General features: G+C 69.6%; 12 protein-coding genes. 6 read left to right on the top strand and 6 right to left on the bottom strand.

The window, feature by feature from the left end:
- Positions 1 to 514: 514 nt before the first annotated feature.
- Both EV148_RS16270 and EV148_RS16265 read right to left on the bottom strand, forming a co-directional pair.
- Complete coding sequence (locus EV148_RS16270) at positions 515 to 3442, bottom strand: TonB-dependent receptor plug domain-containing protein (RefSeq protein WP_241988128.1); 2928 nt, start codon at positions 3440 to 3442, stop codon at positions 515 to 517.
- A gap of 291 nt (positions 3443 to 3733) precedes the next feature.
- The gene (locus EV148_RS16265) at positions 3734 to 4606 is read right to left on the bottom strand and encodes a helix-turn-helix transcriptional regulator (protein ID WP_158287515.1); all 873 of its coding nucleotides are present in this window, start codon (positions 4604 to 4606) and stop codon (positions 3734 to 3736) included.
- Between the two features lie 326 nt (positions 4607 to 4932).
- On the opposite strand from EV148_RS16265, the gene EV148_RS16260 reads away from it, so the two are divergent.
- Entirely contained in the window at positions 4933 to 5673 is a 741-nt protein-coding gene (locus EV148_RS16260) for a DUF1223 domain-containing protein (RefSeq protein WP_158287514.1), read from the top strand.
- 536 nt (positions 5674 to 6209) lie between these two features.
- Here the strand turns inward: EV148_RS16260 and EV148_RS16255 are convergent.
- The 3 genes from EV148_RS16255 to EV148_RS16245 all read right to left on the bottom strand — a co-directional run bounded on the left by EV148_RS16255 (position 6210) and on the right by EV148_RS16245 (position 11120).
- On the bottom strand, positions 6210 to 8420 hold the full coding sequence (locus EV148_RS16255) for a winged helix-turn-helix domain-containing protein (protein ID WP_158287513.1): 2211 nt from the start codon (positions 8418 to 8420) through the stop codon (positions 6210 to 6212).
- Between the two features lie 128 nt (positions 8421 to 8548).
- The gene (locus EV148_RS16250) at positions 8549 to 10477 is read right to left on the bottom strand and encodes a M48 family metallopeptidase (RefSeq protein WP_131999906.1); all 1929 of its coding nucleotides are present in this window, start codon (positions 10475 to 10477) and stop codon (positions 8549 to 8551) included.
- Positions 10478 to 10532: 55 nt separating this feature from the next.
- The gene (locus EV148_RS16245) at positions 10533 to 11120 is read right to left on the bottom strand and encodes a LemA family protein (protein WP_131999905.1); all 588 of its coding nucleotides are present in this window, start codon (positions 11118 to 11120) and stop codon (positions 10533 to 10535) included.
- A 214-nt stretch (positions 11121 to 11334) separates the two neighbouring features.
- Here EV148_RS16245 and EV148_RS16240 point away from each other — a divergent pair, with 214 nt between their 5' ends.
- Positions 11335 to 12714, top strand: coding sequence for a serine hydrolase domain-containing protein (locus tag EV148_RS16240; protein ID WP_338419069.1), 1380 nt, complete (start codon positions 11335 to 11337; stop codon positions 12712 to 12714).
- 155 nt (positions 12715 to 12869) lie between these two features.
- Here the strand turns inward: EV148_RS16240 and EV148_RS16235 are convergent, their stop codons facing one another.
- On the bottom strand, positions 12870 to 13952 hold the full coding sequence (locus tag EV148_RS16235) for an energy transducer TonB (protein WP_131999904.1): 1083 nt from the start codon (positions 13950 to 13952) through the stop codon (positions 12870 to 12872).
- Between the two features lie 290 nt (positions 13953 to 14242).
- On the opposite strand from EV148_RS16235, the gene EV148_RS16230 reads away from it, so the two are divergent.
- Genes EV148_RS16230 through EV148_RS16215 form a run of 4 tightly spaced genes read left to right on the top strand, consistent with a single transcriptional unit; the run spans position 14243 to position 16345 of the window.
- Positions 14243 to 14539 carry a DUF883 family protein gene (locus tag EV148_RS16230; RefSeq protein WP_131999903.1) on the top strand — a complete coding sequence of 99 codons (297 nt, stop codon included), beginning with the start codon at positions 14243 to 14245 and terminating at the stop codon, positions 14537 to 14539.
- Positions 14540 to 14541: 2 nt separating this feature from the next.
- Positions 14542 to 14949, top strand: a complete 408-nt coding sequence (locus EV148_RS16225; RefSeq protein WP_131999902.1) for a hypothetical protein — start codon at positions 14542 to 14544, stop codon at positions 14947 to 14949.
- Positions 14946 to 15245, top strand: coding sequence for a hypothetical protein (locus EV148_RS16220; RefSeq protein WP_131999901.1), 300 nt, complete (start codon positions 14946 to 14948; stop codon positions 15243 to 15245). Before EV148_RS16225 ends, EV148_RS16220 begins: the two co-directional genes overlap by 4 nt.
- Positions 15242 to 16345 (top strand): AI-2E family transporter, encoded by a 1104-nt coding sequence (locus EV148_RS16215; RefSeq protein WP_131999900.1) that lies wholly within the window; start codon positions 15242 to 15244, stop codon positions 16343 to 16345. The genes EV148_RS16220 and EV148_RS16215 overlap by 4 nt, the downstream gene beginning before the upstream one ends.
- Positions 16346 to 16490 lie beyond the last annotated feature (145 nt).

Below are 16490 nucleotides of genomic sequence, written 5' to 3'. Positions count from 1 at the left end.
GCTTCTGCGCTTCTGCGCTTCTGCGCTTCTGCGCTTCTGCTTGCGCTCCACCGGGGTCCCCTCGGCGCCGGCGGGCGTCGGCCGAAAAAGCCCGAAGGGGGCGCGCGATGGATCGCGCGCATTGCGCCGTCAGCGCAGGGATGCGCTGTCGGCGCAACCGGCCGACGACCGCGGACCCGCGAGGCGAAGCCTCGCGGGCGGCGACGCGGGGTGCCCTTTCTCTTGGCGCCTTCTCTTTGGGCAAGCAAAGAGAAGACACCCGCTCGCCGCCGAGACGAGCGGAACATTGCGACAGCATCGCGCTACGCGAAAGAAGCCGCGCACCCGCGTGAGCCGACGCCTCAACCCATCCACGCGAAAAGCTGGATTCCGGCTTTCGCCGGAATGACGGCGTCTTGCTTGCCGCCGAGCGACAACACCACCGAGGGAGCGTGCAACCCATTCGCCTCACGCGCCCATCGAAAAAAAGCCGCGCGGCGAACCGCGCGGCTGCAAGGCCTGACACTCTCCAGGGTCAGAACTTCACGGTGACGCGGCCGAAGTAGTAGCGACCCATGAGGTCGAAGTCGCTCGGGTCGGTGTTCGCGTTGAGCGTGTTGTTCGCGTACAGCAACGGCGGCTGCTTGTCGCCGACGTTGTTCACGCCGATGTCGAAGCGCGTATTGAGTGCTTCGAGGTTGTAGCCGAATTGCAGGTCGTGATAGACCGTCGCGCCGTAGTCGCGGTACTGGCCGTCCAGTCCGCCGCCCCACGGATGCGTGTCCTGCGACTCGGCCGGCGACCCCATGCGGAAGCGCCCGACGTAGCGCATCGCCCACGTCGCGTCGAACGGACCCATCTGCCAACCGACCTGGCTCTGCGCACGCCAGCGCGGGAACAGGCAGATGCCGCCGTTCGCGCCCGTGCAGGCTGCCGCCGGCGCGGAGCCGAAGCCCATGAAGTGGCCGGCGTAGTGGAACGTCGAATTGCCGTCGAGGCCAGGTGCCGTCTGCAGGTCGAAGTTCTTGAGGTAGGTTGCGTTGACCGACACGTTGAAGCGACCGAACGAGAACTCCGGCAGCCGGTAGTTGAACGCGAAGTCGACGCCACCCACGTCCACGCGGCCGAGATTGCCGGTCGGCTCGTACACCGTGCGGATCTGGCCCTGCGTGTCGCCGCTGGTGTAGCGCACCAGCAACGGGCAGTACTGAGACTGGCCTGCATAGCACAGGTCGATCACCTGCTGTGCACCGATGCCGGTGATGTTGTTGTTGAGGTAGAGGCGCCAGACGTCCGCGCTGACCGAAAGGCCCTCGAGCCAGTGCGGGTCGTACACCACGCCGAAGTCGAACGATTTGCCCTTCTCCGGTCCGATCGGGAAACCGGCGAAGGCTGCACCCGACGCGATGCCCGACAGCTGGGAGCCGTCGGCGACCGCTTCATTGTGGAACGGCCCGCTCGCCGGTACGCCGACGCAGACCGGCAGGCCCGCGTTCGGGTTCGCGCCCGGTCCGTCCCAGTCGCATGGGTCGCGCGAGATGCGCGGCGCATCGGCGGCGGCGCCGGCGAAGATGTTGTTGATGGTCGGCGCGCGGAAGACCTTCGACACCGTTCCGCGCAGCAGCAGGTCTTCGACCGGGCGGTATTCCAGGGCGATCTTGCTGTTGTTGGTGCTGCCGAAGGTCGAGTACTTCGACCAGCGATCGCCGATGGTCAGGTTCAATGCATGCAGGAACGGCAGGTCCTTGAGGATCGGCACGAACAGTTCCGCGTACGCTTCCTTCACGTTGTAGCCACCCTGCAGCGCCGACGCACACTGGCTGCCGAGGGTGCAGTTGCCGAAGAAGTCCGTGACCAGGCCGGTATCGACGTTCGAGTGCGTGTACTCGGTGCGATAGTTGTAGCCGAGCGCGAGCTGCATCGTGCCGGCGGGCAGTTCGAACAGCCCGCCGTTGAGGTCGATGCGCTTGACGGTTTCCTTGGTGAAGAACGCGCTCACGCCTGGCGCGGCGGCCGCTTTCAGCGCGGCGACGCTGTTGGGATCCTGCAGGTTGAACGGGTTGAACGCGATGCAGCCGTCGATCGGATCGTCCGGCGTGCCGCAGCGCACCGTGCCGGTCTCGGGATCGTAGAACGACGGCCCGGTACCCTGGTTCAGGATGGAGAGGTTGGGCAAGCCGATCGTCGTCGTGGACTGGTGCACGTGGCCGTAGTCGAAGCCGAGCTCCCAGTTCCATTGCTGGTCGTTCCAGATCGAGAACGACCCCTTGAAGCCGGCCGACAGCTGGTCGTTCGCGACGCCGTTTTCGGCGCGGCGGTTGCCGAGCGATTCCAGGCGCGCGCGGAACGTGTCGCCGCCCGCCGGCGAGAACTCCACGCCGAACGGGTTGTAGTAGCTGTCGGCGGAAACCACCGTGCCGTAGCGCGCGCCGTACACCGACGGCGCGAGCTGGAACGACGCCGAGGTCTTGTTGTGCAGAACGGACAGGTAAGCCTCGATCGAATCGGTGATCTTGTAGTTGCCGTTGACGAACAGGCCGGTGCGCTCCTGCGGCGTCATGATCAGGTTGACCGTCGCGTAGTTGTACAGGTCACTCGGGCCGGCTGCCGTCGGCGCGGTGCGGTAGCAGTGGTAGTCGGTCGCGACATTCATGCCGCTCGCGTCGGGGTTTCGCGCGATGCGCCCGCCTTCGCAGCCCGGGAACAGATTCTCGAACCCGCTGGGGATCTTGATCCAGCCATACGGCGATGCGGGGGAACCGCCGACGAACGTGGAAATCGTGCTCAGGGCCGAGCCGAGGCGCGAGAGTGCATCCTCGGAGAATTTGCGATGGCCCGATTCGACGCCATCGATCTTCTTGTAGTTGATGCCGGCCATGATCGAGCCCTTCTCGGAGCTCTGCCCGAACGTGAAGGAGTAACCCTTCGACGTACCGTCATCATGATCGGAGATGCCGTAGTCGACCGTGAACTCGGCGCCCTGGTAGTCGTTGCGCAGGATGAAGTTGACGACGCCCGCGATCGCGTCGGAGCCGTACACCGACGACGCGCCGTCGGTCAGCACCTCGATGCGCTCGACCATGTTCGTCGGAATCGCGTTCGGGTCGCCGCTGAGGAAGCGATGGCCATTGATGAGCACGAGCGTGCGCGGCGAACCCAGGCCGCGCAGGCCGATGCTCGAGAAGCCGCTGCCGCCACCGTTGTTGACCTGCGGATTCATGTTCGGACCGGTCACCGCGGGCAGCGATTGCACGAGGTCGCCGAGGGTGAGCTTGCCGGTCTTCTCGATCGCCGCGCGGTCGATCGTGACGACCGGGTTGGACGTCTCGATGTCGACGCGGCGGATGTTCGAACCCGTGACGGTGATCGTCTCGAGCTTCTGTCCTTCGCTGCTGCTGTCCTGCGCGTTCGCCTGGATCGCGCCGGCTCCGAGCACGGCCGACGCACCCGCGATGCCGTACATGCGCAAACCGCGTCGGACGGCGTCACGGAGCAGTGTGTTTCTCATGATTATTCTCCCGTCGTGAAGCAGAAGAGGCGCCGCAACCACGCGGCGCCTTCCGGCCAACCTTAAAAACCCGTGAAGGCGCGACGTTGCCGTGGGCGGCCACGCCGCGTTGCTGCAATTGCGTGTTGGGTTGACGCGCGAATCCGCGCGCGTGGCACGGACGCGCGCGCGCGATCGCCCCACCGGAGGCGGAGCGACCGCGGCATGGCGAGGGGAACAGGCGCGCCGCACGGCGCGCGGCGCGCGTCAGCAGCGACTGCCGGCCTGGCGGCGCAGCGCACCCGCGGTGGTGCCGAAGCGCTGGCGGAACAGGCGCGAGAACGCGCTCCGGTTCTCGAACCCGCTTTCGAGTGCGATCTCGGCGATCGCCAGCGGGCTCGCGCGCAGCAGCCGGCGCGCGCGTTCGAGGCGCTGGCGCACGAGGAAGGCGTGCGGCGTCTCCTCGTACGCGGCGCGGAACGCGCGGATGAAATGCCACGGCGAGTAGTTCGCCATGCGCGCGAGGCTGTCGTTGTCGATGTCCAGGTGGCAGTTCGCCGAGAGGTAGTTGCGCACGCGCTGCAGGCGCATGAACACCTGGCGGCGTTGCGCGTACGTGCGGCCCGGACAGCGCGCGATCGCCTCGGCGAAGCCGGCCTGCAATGCGACGATGCGATCGATCAGCGCTTCGCAGGCGGCGGCTGCATCATCCTTCTGCGCGGCGCGCGCGAGCGCGAGCGCGGAGCGGCGCAGTTCGCGATCGGCGACGTGCCGCGCGGGCATGAGGACGGCCTCCGGCGAAGGCACGCCGAGTTGGCCATGCAGCACCTGGCGCCATGCGGGCAAGGTGCCGAGCAACGCGACCCATACGGCATTGCCGCGGCCGACCGCATGCAGGCGCGCATCGGCTTCGGTCACGCGCGCTTCGCCGGGCATGAGCAGCGCCTCGCTGCCGCTGCCGAGCTGGAGCCGGCCGCGCAGCGGGATCCAGATGCCGGCGACCGGCGCGTCCGCCTTCAGCACGCAGCCGCGGCCGCCACCGGCGACGACGCAAAGCGCCAGTTCGCCGCTCGCGTTGGTCGCCCGCGCATTGAGGTCCAGGCTCGCGCCATGGCCGAGCAGTTGGTTGACGATGTGCACGCGACCTCCACTCATGATGTGTGTGGTTCCTGTCTAGGGTGCGGCGTCCCGGTTGTCAGGAAATCCGCACGAAATCGCTGCGAAATCTTCCGGAAGAATCCATGAACCCTTTTTTTTCAGCGGCTTGCATGCGTCTCACGCAGCACCGCGGCCGGCCGTCGAAGCGCGTTCATACGAATCTCGTCGTACGTTGATACTACTACTTCGCCGCGTTTTGTAAACCGGTCGCCGGGCAACCGACCCGCTTTGCGCGCGTGCACCGCGAATGCGCACCCGCTGCATATGCGAGCCGGCCTATGCTGGGGTGGGTTTCGAGGACGACACCGATGCCGCATCCAACCATTGCGCTGGCCGCCGCCCTCGGGCTGGCATGCGCCGGCCGCGCATCCGCAGCGCCGGCGACCTGCAGCGCGCACGCCGACGGCGAGCGGCCGCACCTCGTCGAGCTCTACACGAGCGAAGGCTGCAGCTCGTGCCCTCCCGCGGAACGCTGGCTCAGCACCCTGCGCGACAAGCCCGGCTATGCGCCGCTCGAATTCCACGTCGACTACTGGGACTCGGCGGACTGGCACGATCCGTATTCCGATGCGCGCTACACCGCGCGCCAGAAGGCCGCGGCCGCGCACGCGCTGCGCGGGCGGATCTATACGCCGCAGGTGTACGTCGACGGCCGCGCCTGGAAGAACTGGCCGAAGGCACCGCCACCGCAGCCGCCGGACGCGCGCGGTGTTCCGCTCACGCTGGAACTCGAGGTCGGTGACACCGTGCACGCGCGCACGCGCACGACCGCCGCGGACGGCGGCGAATACCGGGCTTACGTCGCCGTCACCGAGAACGGGCTCGCCAATGCGATCACCGGCGGCGAGAACCGCGGCGAGACGCTGGCGCACGACCATGTCGTGCGCGCCTTCGCCGGCCCCTTCCCGCCTGGCGAAGCCGATGCGGAGCTCGCACTGCCGGCCGGCGTGCAGCGCGAGCACGCACATGTGGTCGCCTTCGTGCAGGACGCCCGCAACGGCGACGTCGTGCAGGTGGTACGCGTGCCGCTCGCGCAGTGCGGCCGTTGATGGCGGGCCGCGGCCAACCGGGTCTCGAGGGCAACTACCGGTACGTTTGCACTGTCGCGGTCTCGCGGGCTTTCGCGTAGCAACACGATGACGGGTGGGTCGAGCGCGCCAGGTCCCGGCTTTCGCCGGGACGACGATGCGGACTTTCGACTACCCGCGCCGGCAGCCATGCGGCGTCCATGGACGCACGCCCCGCCCTGCGCGCTACGCCGGTCCCCGACGCGAGCACGAGCACGATGGATTGTCGCTTTCGCGGGAACGACGGCGGTTGGCCGAAGAGCTGGATTCCGGCTTTCGCCGCAAGACGGCAGCGTGGCGGGAAGGACTAGGCGATGGACGAGGAACAAGAAAAAGGGCGGGCACCAAGGTCCCGAACCCGGTGTCCCGCCGAGGGTCTTCGCACATCGATGCTGTGACACATCGGCCCGTTGGAGGGGGCGAAACCAGTATCGCGCGCCGTGCCCGCGTGCGCGTTGCGCGAAGAAACGAGGTGGGTGACGGAAATTGCGAGTTCGCGTGCGCATCCGCTGCGCGCGTCAGTGCGCGCCGGCGCGCACCAGGCGCAGTGCGCCGATGTCGGTGTCCTCGATGTCGACCGGTGCGAACAGGATTGCCTGGCCACCCGGCATCACGCTGAAACTCACGTCGCCGATGAGCAGGTCCAGGCGCGTGACGAGCCGGTCCGCACCCGTCGCCGGATCGAGCTCGTGCAGCGCGGCGCTGCGGATGCCCAAGTCGGAGAAGTACCAGATGCGACCGTCGACGATGCGCCAGCCGCCGCCGAGATCGGGGCCGATCGCGGGCGTCACGAGGCGTTCGGTACCGCCGTCGAACTCGCGCCGCATGAGGCCGGGCATGCCCTCGGCGGTGTAGTAGAGCGCGCGCGCCTTGCCGTCCACCTGCGCCTGCGCGATGCCTTCGACGAGCACGCTGCGTGCCTCCTGCGGCGTTCCTGCGTGTTCGATGCGCAACAGTTTCGAACTGCGCCCCGCGCCGTGCACGGCGACGAGGTAACTGTCCGGCTCGACGTCGTAGTCGCCGAACATGACCACGTCGTCGGGTCGCGACAGCACGCGCTGGCGATGGCTGTCGATGTCGATCTCGACGAGGCGGCGCTGCGCGCCTTCGCGCTGCACCGCGAGGACGTGATCGCCGTCGCGGTTCCAGCGCGCGAACAGCACCGGCCTGGCCGTGTCGTCGGTGAGCTGCACGGTCGTGTTCGCGGCGAGGTCGTGCAGCCACAGCTGCAGCTGGCCGCTGCGGTCGGACGAGAACACGACGCGGCGCGCATCGGGCGACAGCGCGGGCGCGTAGTCGCTGCCGGTCGATGGCGACAGCACGCGCAGGCGCGTCGCGTCGCCGATCGGCAGCAGCTTGAGGCGGTCCTGCGTGCGCGTGAGCTCGTACACGACCGTGTCGCCGGTGCGCGCCGCGTGCGGGAACTGCGCCTTGCCGACGCCGAGCGGTTGCATTTCGCCGCTGTCGACGTCGACCACGTACAGCGCCGGCGAACCGGACCAGGTGGAGGAGAACACGATGCTGCGGTTGTCCGCCATCCAGGCGTGGCCACGGATGGTCGCCGACACGTGCGTGACGCGGCGCGCGTCGCTGCCGTCCGCGCGCATGACCCAGATGTCGCTGTACGGCGACAGGCCGCGGCGGAACGCGATGAAGCGACCATCCGGCGAGTAATGCGCGTCGATGTCCTCGTCGTCGGCGCCGCGCGCATAGTCGAACCGGTGCTTCTCGCCGCTGTCGAGGTTCCACAGCGCGAGCGCGAGCGCCCGCCGGGTCGGATCGGGCCGTTCGGCGAAGATCAGGCTGCGGCCGTCCGGCGTCCAGTCGAACACGTTGAAGTTGTAGTCCTGGCACGGGCCGATGCGGCGCTCGTTGCCGCCGAGGCTCGGCACCAGGAACATCTCGCAGTAGCCGACGCCGAGTCGCTCGAACGCGATGCGCGTGCCGTCGGGCGACCACATCGGCAGGCCTTCGATCGCGGTGCCGGCGTTGGTGAGGCGGATCGTGCGCGAAGGCCCGACCGAACGCACGACGAGGCGCTCGAAGCGGCTTTCCGGGTCGTACACCGAGAACGCCACGCGCGTGCCGTCCGGCGAAAGATGCGGCCGGTATTCCGAACCGGGATCGGAGGTGAGCGCATGCACGTCCTCGACGCGCCAGGTCGATCGCGGCGACGGCGCGAGCCACCAGGCAAGTGCACCGACGAGCGCGACGAGCGCGGCCACCGCGGCGACCGGCATGAGCGCGCGGCGCGGCGCTCGCGGCTGCACGCGCGGCATGGACACCGACGGCGCATCGGTGGCGGTGACATCGCCGCCGGCCTCGTCCGGTGCCTCGATGAACACGCCACCGGCGGGGCCGTCGAGCACGAGCACGGTCGCGACGAGCCGGTAGCCGACCTTGGGGATCGTCTCGATGTAGTGCGGCGGCTTGCGGTCGTCGGCGAAGGCACGACGCAATTCCTTGATCGCCTGGTTGAGCACGTCCGGCGTCGTCAGGCGGCCGGTCCAGACGCGATCGAGCAGTTCGTCGCGCGTGACGGTCGAGCCCGCGTGGCGCACGAGCTCGATCAGCACGGCGACCGCCTTGCCGGTGAGTCGCGGCAGTTCCGGACGCGTGACGACGCGCAACGCGCCGACGTCGACGACGTGGTCACCGACGCGCAGGCGCAGGTTCGGCTGCCCGAGCAGCTGGTCCGTGGCGCGCTGTGGCGATACGTGCAGGTTCATGGCGCGAATTCTGGCGGAACATTCATGGGAAGACCGGCAGCCATGCCGTCGCAGCAATTGCTGCAACATGGCCGACATTCGCTGCGCCCACGTTACGCCGCTTCGTACGAAAAGTCAGGTGACGGAGGTCAGCCCGCAACCTGCAGCAGCGGCGGCAGCGGACAATGCAGCGCGGCGCAGATCGTGCGCAGCAATTCGGCTTCGGCGACGCTGACCGCGCCGTCCGCGCTGATCGCACGCACGAGCGCGGCGACGACGAGTTCCTTGCCGGCCCCACCGAGCCGGTCCAGCCGCGGCAGCGCGCGGTCGAGCGCGGCCATCCACGCCGCCGGCGGCGCGTAGGCGATCGGCGTGGACGGCAGCACATCGGAAAGGCCGAGTGCATAGGCGCGCCGCGCGGCGGCCTCGTCGTCGTGGCCGTGACGGGCGACGATCGCGAGCACGTCCTTCAGTTCCGGCGCGACGTCGCCGAGTTTGAGCCGGCCGAGTACGCGCGTGGCAGCGGGGTCGAGCGCGTCGGCGACCTGCAGGCCGACCAGGCGTGCGAGGCAGTACTCGTCGAGGGTGACCTGCCCGTCCGCGTCGATGAGTTCGCCGAGCAGCGCGACGAAGGCCTCGAGCTGCGCGCGCGGGCGACGCCGCAGCGCGGGGAACGCGAGCGCGGCGAGCGGCAGTCGTTGCATCGGATGCAGGTCGGCCAGCGCGCCGGCGAGCTCGCGCGTGAGCGCGGCGCTGCCGGCGTCGAAGCGCTGCGCGACGAGGGCGAGCTGGCGCTCGCGCACGCCGTCGTCGCGGTTGAGGACGAGCGCGAACAGCAGCGGCACCGCCTGCGCCGCGTGCACTGCGGCTTCGCGCAGGCGATCGGGGATCTCCCGGCGCAACGCGCGCGCGACGACGCGGTCGTCGTTGCCCGGGTTGCCGACCTGGCGCACGACGCCTTCCGGCGCGATGCGCAATTCCGCCTGCGCCGCGGGCAACGACACGCCCTTGCGCGCGTGCGCCGCGCCCGGCGCCGCCCCGCCCGCGGGCGCGAAGCCCGCGATCGACACGCCCGGCGCGTCGACGTCGTCGACCAGCGTCGGCTGCGACCACGCCGCGGCGATCGCGCGCAGTTCGTCCTTGCGGAACGAGGGATCGAGGCGGCGGATGCGCTGCTCCAGCGGCGGGTGGGTCGCGAACAGCGCCGAGTAACCGACGCCGTCGCCGAACAGCATGTGCGCAACCTCCTCCTTCCCGCCGCTGTCGAGCCTCGAGCCCTCGGCGAGCGCGCCGATCTTCTTGAGCGCGCCCGCGATGCCTTCGGTCTGGCGGGTGAACTGCACGGCCGACGCGTCGGCGAGGAATTCGCGCTGGCGCGAGATCGACGCCTTGATGATGCGGCAGAGCACGACGCCGACGTAGCCGATGCCTGCGAGGACGAGGCCGAAGATCACCGCGCCGCTCGAGTCGCGGCCGCCGCGCCCGGCGCCTTCGGCGATCTTGCGGCCGATCACCGACACGACGAGGATGCCGAAGACGGCGCCGACGAGGCGGATGTTGAGGCGCATGTCGCCATTGAGCACATGGCTGAACTCGTGGCCGATCACGCCCTGCAGTTCCTCGCGCGTGAGCTTGTCGAGCGCACCGCGCGTGACCGTGATCGCCGCGTCAGCCGGCGTGTAGCCGGCGGCGAACGCGTTGATGCCCGCTTCGTCCTCGAGCACGAACACCTGCGGCACCGGCACCCCGGCGGCGATCGCGATTTCCTCGACGATGTTGCGCAGGCGCCGGTAGGCGAACTCGCGCGTGTCGCTCGGCACCGCGCGCGCGCCCAGTTGCGCGGCGACCGCGGCGCCGCCGGCGCGCAGCGTCGCGATGCGGTACGCCGAACCCGTGCCGATGACACACAGCACGAGCGCGCTGATGATCGCGAGCCCGGCCGTCGACGCGCGGCCGTGGCCGAGCACGATCACGACGAGGTCGACCGCGAGCACGATCGCGACGACGGCGAGCACGAACATCGCGAGCATGCGTCGCGTCTGCCGCCGCGCCTGGTCCTGGTGGGCGAAGAAGTTCATGCGCGATGGGGCGTGCCGTCAGCCCGGACGCCCGGAAGGAGGCACGCTTCGCACCTCAGGTGAACGATACCTTCGGCACCTCGCGCTTCTGCGCCGACTCGATCTGGAGCAGTTCGGCCGGGTGGAACGCGAACATGTTGGCCACGATCGAGCCGGGGAACATCTCGACGCGATTGTTGTAGCCCATCACCGCGTCGTTGTACGCCTGGCGTGCGAACGCGACCTTGTTTTCGGTCGAAGTCAGCTCCTCGCTGAGCTGCATCATGTTCTGGTTCGCCTTGAGGTCGGGGTAGGCCTCGGACAAGGCGAACAGGCGGCCAAGCGTCTGCGTCAGCGCATTGTCGGCGCCGGCGAGCTGTTGCATCGCGGCCGCGTCACCGGGGTTCGCCTTCGCCGCGGACAGGCCGCTCAGCGCCGAGTTGCGCGCCTGGATCACTGCTTCGAGCGTCTCGCGCTCGTGCTTCATGTAGCCCTTTGCCGTTTCGACCAGGTTGGGGATGAGGTCGTAGCGTCGCGTCAGCTGCACGTCGATCTGCGCGAACGCGTTCTTGTAGGCGTTGCGTCCGCCGACGAGACCGTTGTAGAGACCGACGACGTAGATCGCGAGTCCGACGAGGACGACCAGTGCGATGACCATGCCCATGCTGCGCTCTCCCCTCCATACCTTCACTGCAAATGGACGCCGCGGACACGACCGGCGGACGGCTGGCCGCGACGGCGTTCAGGAACCGGCCGCGCATTCCGCCTGCGACGCGCAGGGGATGCAACGAAGTACGCGGTTCGGCCGGCACATATCCTGCTAGAATCAAGGCGTTTCGAGCATAACACGAGGGCCGTTCGAGGCCCCGGAGTCTGAATTGAGCAGTACCCCGCGCGTCCTGGTTTCCCTCGTAGCGGCCATCGCTGTCGCCCTTTCCGCTCCGGCCGATGCCGCCGGCGCGTCGAAGAAGGCGCACGCCGCGCCGCGCGCCGCGAGCAGCACCGGCGCCAAGCGCAGCGTGTCGAAGGCGGCTTCGCGCAAGGCCGTGCACGCGACGCGCAGCCGCCGAAGCCTGCCTGCGATCGCGATTCCGGTCGTCGATCCCGGCGCGGTCGCGCACGACGCCGCGGCGATCGCGCGCGAGTTCGATGGCTGGCTCGACGAGGTCGACCGCTCGGGCGGCGTCGCCGGTCTCGCCGCGGCCGTGGTCAAGGACGACCGGGTCCTGCTCGAGCGCGGCATCGGCGTGGCCGACTGGAGCACCGGCGAACCGGTCACGACCGAGACGGTGTTCCGCCTCGCATCGCTGTCGAAGGCGTTCGCGGCGGCGCTGACCGGCCTGCTCGTCGAGGAGGGTCGCCTGCACTGGGACACCAAGGTCGCCGACGCATTGCCGTCGTTCACGCTCGCCGACGTCGAGGACACGCAGCGCCTCACCGTGCAGGACATCCTCAGCCACCGCGTCGGCCTGCCGCACAACACCTACGACCGCCTGCTCGAGCAGGACGAGCCGTACGAACTGCTCGTCGACCGCCTCAAGGACGTGCCGATGGCCTGCCCGGTCGGCGCGTGCTACGGCTACCAGAACATCGCCTTCAGCATGATCGGCGACGTCGTGTTCGCCGCCACCGGCGACTTCTACTACCACCAGGTCGAGAAGCGCATCTTCCATCCGCTCGGCATGACCGGTGCGACCTACGGCCGCGACGCGCTCGAAAGCTCGAAGAGCTGGGCGCGTCCGCACCACCATGCCGGCACCGGCTGGGCGTCGTTCGTGCCGAGCGAGGCGTACTACCGCGTCGCGCCGGCCGCCGGCGTCAACGCGAGCGTGCGCGACATAGAGCAATGGCTGATCGCGCAGATGGGCGGGCGCCCCGACGTGCTGTCGCCGGCGTTGCTCGAGACCTTGCACAAGCCGCTCGTCGACACCGATCGCGAACTGCGCGGCTCGCCGTGGAAGCGCGGGCGCCTCAAGGAGGCGCAGTACGCGCTCGGCTGGCGCATCTACGATTACGCCGGCGAAACGCTGATCTTCCACGCGGGCGCGGTGCAGGGTTATCGCGCGATGATCGCCTTCCTGCCCAGGTACCGCTTCGGCGCGGTCATGCTCTGGAACTGCGAGTCGGGCCTGCCCGCGGGCCTCATGCCGATGCTGTTCGACCGCTATCTCGGCCTGCCCGAAGTGAACTGGGCCGGCATCGACCGCGACGACGATGCCACCGATGTCGGCAGTGGCGGCGGCAGCGGCGGCGGCTGATCGGTCGGGAGCGGCTCGAGGTCATCCATCGCCTTGCGGCGCGCAGGCGCGGCCGCGCATCCTGTCCGAATCTGACGCAGGCGGCACAGGGATGACACGTCGCCGCGCGCGGGCGGTTGCGGCGCGGCGGGATCGCCGTCGCGCCGCGTGATGCATCAGTTGCCGAGCTTGAACTCGATGCGACGACGCAAGGTCGAGGCGACCGCCTGGCCGTTCTCGAGCTTCGGCTCGAACTTCGCCTGCTGCACTGCGCGCACTGCTTCGCGGTCGAACACGCGCGAGGGTTCGGACGCGGTCACGTGCGCGTTCTGCACCGAGCCGTCCGCGGCGACCGTGAACTCGACTTCGACCCAGCCATCCTGGCGGTTGCGCACCGCCGCCGGCGGATAGGTCGGGCGCGGCGGCGTGACCACGCGCACGTCGCGCGTCTCGCCCACCGGCGCAGGCGGCGCAGGCGTCGGCGCCGCGCTCGGCGGCGGCGTTGCCTTGGCCACTTCGGTCGGGGTCGACGCCGGCGCCGCACTCGTTTCGGCTCCGGTTGCGGCGGTCGACGCCGGCGCCGTCGCCGGCGTCGCGCCCGCTTCGCTTGCGCCCGGCGCGGTGCCGCCCTGCGCGGTGCGCGTCGCCGCGGCGGCGGCCGCCGCTTCCTGCGCGGCCTTCTGCGCGAGGTCGCGATCGGCCTGCTTCTTCTTGAGGTCGAGCTTGCTGCGCAGGATCGTCAGCGTGTAGTTGCTCGGATCCGCCGTCGCGAGCAGCGCCATGATGCGGTTCGCTTCGTCGAAGTTGCCCTGGTTGATCTGGTCCTCGACGCCGGCGGTGGCGAACGGGAACAGCTCGCGCAGCGCGTCCTTGGCGCCGTTGTCGTCCGGCTGCTTGGCGACGATGCGCAGGTAGTACTCGAGCGCGTTCTTGCCCGCCGGCGTGACCATGCGGTTCTCGCTCATCGCCGCGCGTGCTTCCTTGTAGAGCTGGTCGACGCTGAGGTCGGCGCTCGCCGGCTCCGCATTCGGTGCCGAGTTCTCGCCGGGCGCGGCGGCCTGGGTCGGCGCGGTCGCCGTCGACGTGACGGTGGTGCCGCCACTGCCGAGGAACCACCATGCGGCGACCGCGAGCAGGGCGAGCCCGAGCACGATCACGATGATTTGCGGCAAGGCCAGCCCGCGCACGCGCGGCATTGCCTTGCCGGACGCCGCGACGGACCGTGGCGTCGAAACGCCTTCGCCGATTGGATTCCGCATGTCCACCCTCCCACTGCTTGATTGGGCGCGCGGCGAGCCGCGCGCGAAGCTGATGTCGTCCCCTGTATGCATATTGCACGCCATGTGCTTGTCCGGACTGGACGGTGTTTGCGTTCAGTTTCGGACATCTAAGCTTGTCCCGCGTGTCGCCGCATCGCAAGCGGAAATGTCACGGGCGGCCGCGATCCGGTCCGAGCACCCCGTGCCGGCCGCGCCCCGCGGTGGTTTTCCGGGCTCGCGCGCCGCGCCGGCTGCATCGGATGACGAACCAACCACGGGAGAGCACGAACATGGCGAGCGTACGCGAGATGAAGCAGCAGTTGGGCGAAGCGGGCGAAGACGTGGCCGAAGCCGCGGGCGAGAGCGTCGAGGCGACGCGCAGCGAACTGCGCCGGCTGCGCGCCAAGCTGCGCGCGAACGGCGCGCACCTCGAAGAGGAACTGCGTGATGCCGGCGAGCGGTTCGCGGAAGGCGCGAAGACGTTCGGCAACGCCGCGGTCGAACAGGTCAAGGCGCATCCGCTGGCCGCCTTCGGCGTCGCGTTCGCCGCCGGCTTCATCCTGTCGCGCGCCCTGCGCCGGAGCTGAGCATGGACGCGCGGCCTGCGGTCGGGGAAGGCGGATCGGAAGACGACGCGCAGCGCGGTGACTTCGCCGTCGCACGCGAGGCGATCGCGCACGCCGTGCGCGTCGCCGAAGCCGCGCTCGCGCTGCTGCGCGCGGAATTGCGCCTCGCGCGCAGCAGCGCACTGATGCTGGTCTGGCTGTCGTTCCTGCTGGTGTTCCTCGGCGTCGGCGCGTGGCTGGCGACGAGCGCGGCGATCGCCATCGGCGTCTACCTGCTGAGCGGCAACCTGTTCTACGGCATCGGCAGCGTCGCGCTCGCCAACGTCGCAGGAGCGTTGCTCGTGCTGCGCGTGATGAAGCGCTGCTGGGGCGACCTCGCGCTGCCGCGCACGCGCCGCGCAATCAGCCATTTCGGCACGGCGCGCGCATGAAGCCTCAGCCTGGCAATGCCGGGTTGCGTCGCGCGGCCGAACTCGCCGAACACCGCTGCCTGGCGGAGCGCGGTGCATTCGTCCGCGCGTTCGCCCGCCTGCGTGCGCGCGGCGAACGGCATGCGCCGCGCTGGCTCCTCGGCGGGGGCTTCGCCTGCGGGATCGTCGCGGCGTGGCTGCCCCTGCGTGCGCTGCTGCGCACGGCCCGCTTCGCCATGGATGCCACGCTGTTCGTGCGGCGCCTGCCGATCCCGCTCGCCGCCGCGGACCCTGGCGAGCAGGAGCGACCGGCATGAACGGCGGCACCGGCGCCGCGGAAGAATCCGCGGAAACCTCGCCCGCGGCGACGGCGACACCCGAAGCCGTCCTGCGCACGCGCCTCCTCGGCGCGCTCGTCACCTTGCTGGTCGCCTACACCTGCGCCGTGGCCGAGACGATGATCGTGCCGATCCTTGTCGCGATCCTGCTCGGCCTCATGTTCGCTCCGTTCGTGCGCACGCTCGAACGCTGGCACGTACCGCGGCCGGTCGGCGCGCTGGGTGCCGTCGCGATCGCGCTCGCGCTCGGCATCGGCGCGTTCGCCCTGCTCGCCGCGCCGGCGCGCGAATGGATCGCGCGCATGCCACGAGCACTCGCCCACCTCGAGTCCGTCATCCGCGACCTGCGCCGCCCGCTGCAGGCGGCGAGCGCGGCGACGCGAGAGCTCGGCAAGCTCGCCAGCATCGATGGCGGCCAGAACGTGCGCGTGGTCGACAGCACGCCCGGCCTGCTCGCGCAGGTCGCCAGCATGGCGCCGGCACTGCTCGCGGGCATCACGATCATCGTCTTCCTGACTTTCCTTTTCCTGCTGCACGGCGATGCGTTGCTGCGCAAGTTCGTCACGCTCGCGCCGCACCTGCGCGCCAAGCGCGATCTCGTCGAAGCGACCCGGCTCGCGCAGCACGAGCTTTCGCTGTACATGATCACGATCACGCTGATCAACGCGGCGCTCGGCCTCGCGACGGCGGGCGCGCTGTACCTGCTCGGCATTCCCGACCCGCTGCTGTGGGGTGGCCTCGCCGCCCTGATGAACTTCGCGCCGTTCATCGGTCCGCTGCTGACCGCGTGCGTGCTGACCGTGGCCGGATTCGCCGAGTTCGCCTCGCCGTGGTCCGCGCTCTCCGCGCCAGCCGCGTTCCTCTGCCTGCATCTTTTCGAAGGCCAGCTGATCACACCGCACCTGGTGGGTCGCCGCCTCGAGCTCGATCCCGTGATGGTGTTCCTCGCGCTGGTCGTGCTCGGCTGGATCTGGGGCGTCGCCGGCCTGCTGCTCGCCGTGCCGCTGATGGCCTGCACGAAGATCATCGCCGCGCGCGTGCCCGGCGGCCAGGTCGTCGCGACGCTGCTGTCGCGCTGATCGCCGCGCCGACGCGTGGCGCGCCTCGGCGCGAGTGATCGCGTCGGGATACACGGCAGGAACTCGGGGGGAGAAGGGGAAGAGCCGGAGGGGAAAGTCTCTCCCTGCGCTGGGCGTATCCGCAGGGAGAGATCAGTGGCTTTCC

Origin of the sequence: Dokdonella fugitiva (assembly GCF_004342425.1) — a bacterium.
Classification (GTDB): Bacteria; Pseudomonadota; Gammaproteobacteria; order Xanthomonadales; family Rhodanobacteraceae; genus Dokdonella_A; species Dokdonella_A fugitiva.
This window is presented reverse-complemented; position numbering and strand designations above follow the sequence as displayed.

What these genes read in the sequence shown, in the direction of transcription:
- EV148_RS16270 (WP_241988128.1), bottom strand. Translation starts at nt 3,442, where the DNA reads ATGTACGGCATCGCGGGTGCGTCGGCCGTGCTCGGAGCCGGCGCGATC.
- EV148_RS16260 (WP_158287514.1), top strand. Translation starts at nt 4,933, where the DNA reads ATGCCGCATCCAACCATTGCGCTGGCCGCCGCCCTCGGGCTGGCATGC.
- EV148_RS16255 (WP_158287513.1), bottom strand. Translation starts at nt 8,420, where the DNA reads ATGAACCTGCACGTATCGCCACAGCGCGCCACGGACCAGCTGCTCGGG.
- EV148_RS16250 (WP_131999906.1), bottom strand. Translation starts at nt 10,477, where the DNA reads ATGAACTTCTTCGCCCACCAGGACCAGGCGCGGCGGCAGACGCGACGC.
- EV148_RS16245 (WP_131999905.1), bottom strand. Translation starts at nt 11,120, where the DNA reads ATGGGCATGGTCATCGCACTGGTCGTCCTCGTCGGACTCGCGATCTAC.
- EV148_RS16235 (WP_131999904.1), bottom strand. Translation starts at nt 13,952, where the DNA reads ATGCGGAATCCAATCGGCGAAGGCGTTTCGACGCCACGGTCCGTCGCG.
- EV148_RS16230 (WP_131999903.1), top strand. Translation starts at nt 14,243, where the DNA reads ATGGCGAGCGTACGCGAGATGAAGCAGCAGTTGGGCGAAGCGGGCGAA.
- EV148_RS16225 (WP_131999902.1), top strand. Translation starts at nt 14,542, where the DNA reads ATGGACGCGCGGCCTGCGGTCGGGGAAGGCGGATCGGAAGACGACGCG.
- EV148_RS16220 (WP_131999901.1), top strand. Translation starts at nt 14,946, where the DNA reads ATGAAGCCTCAGCCTGGCAATGCCGGGTTGCGTCGCGCGGCCGAACTC.
- EV148_RS16215 (WP_131999900.1), top strand. Translation starts at nt 15,242, where the DNA reads ATGAACGGCGGCACCGGCGCCGCGGAAGAATCCGCGGAAACCTCGCCC.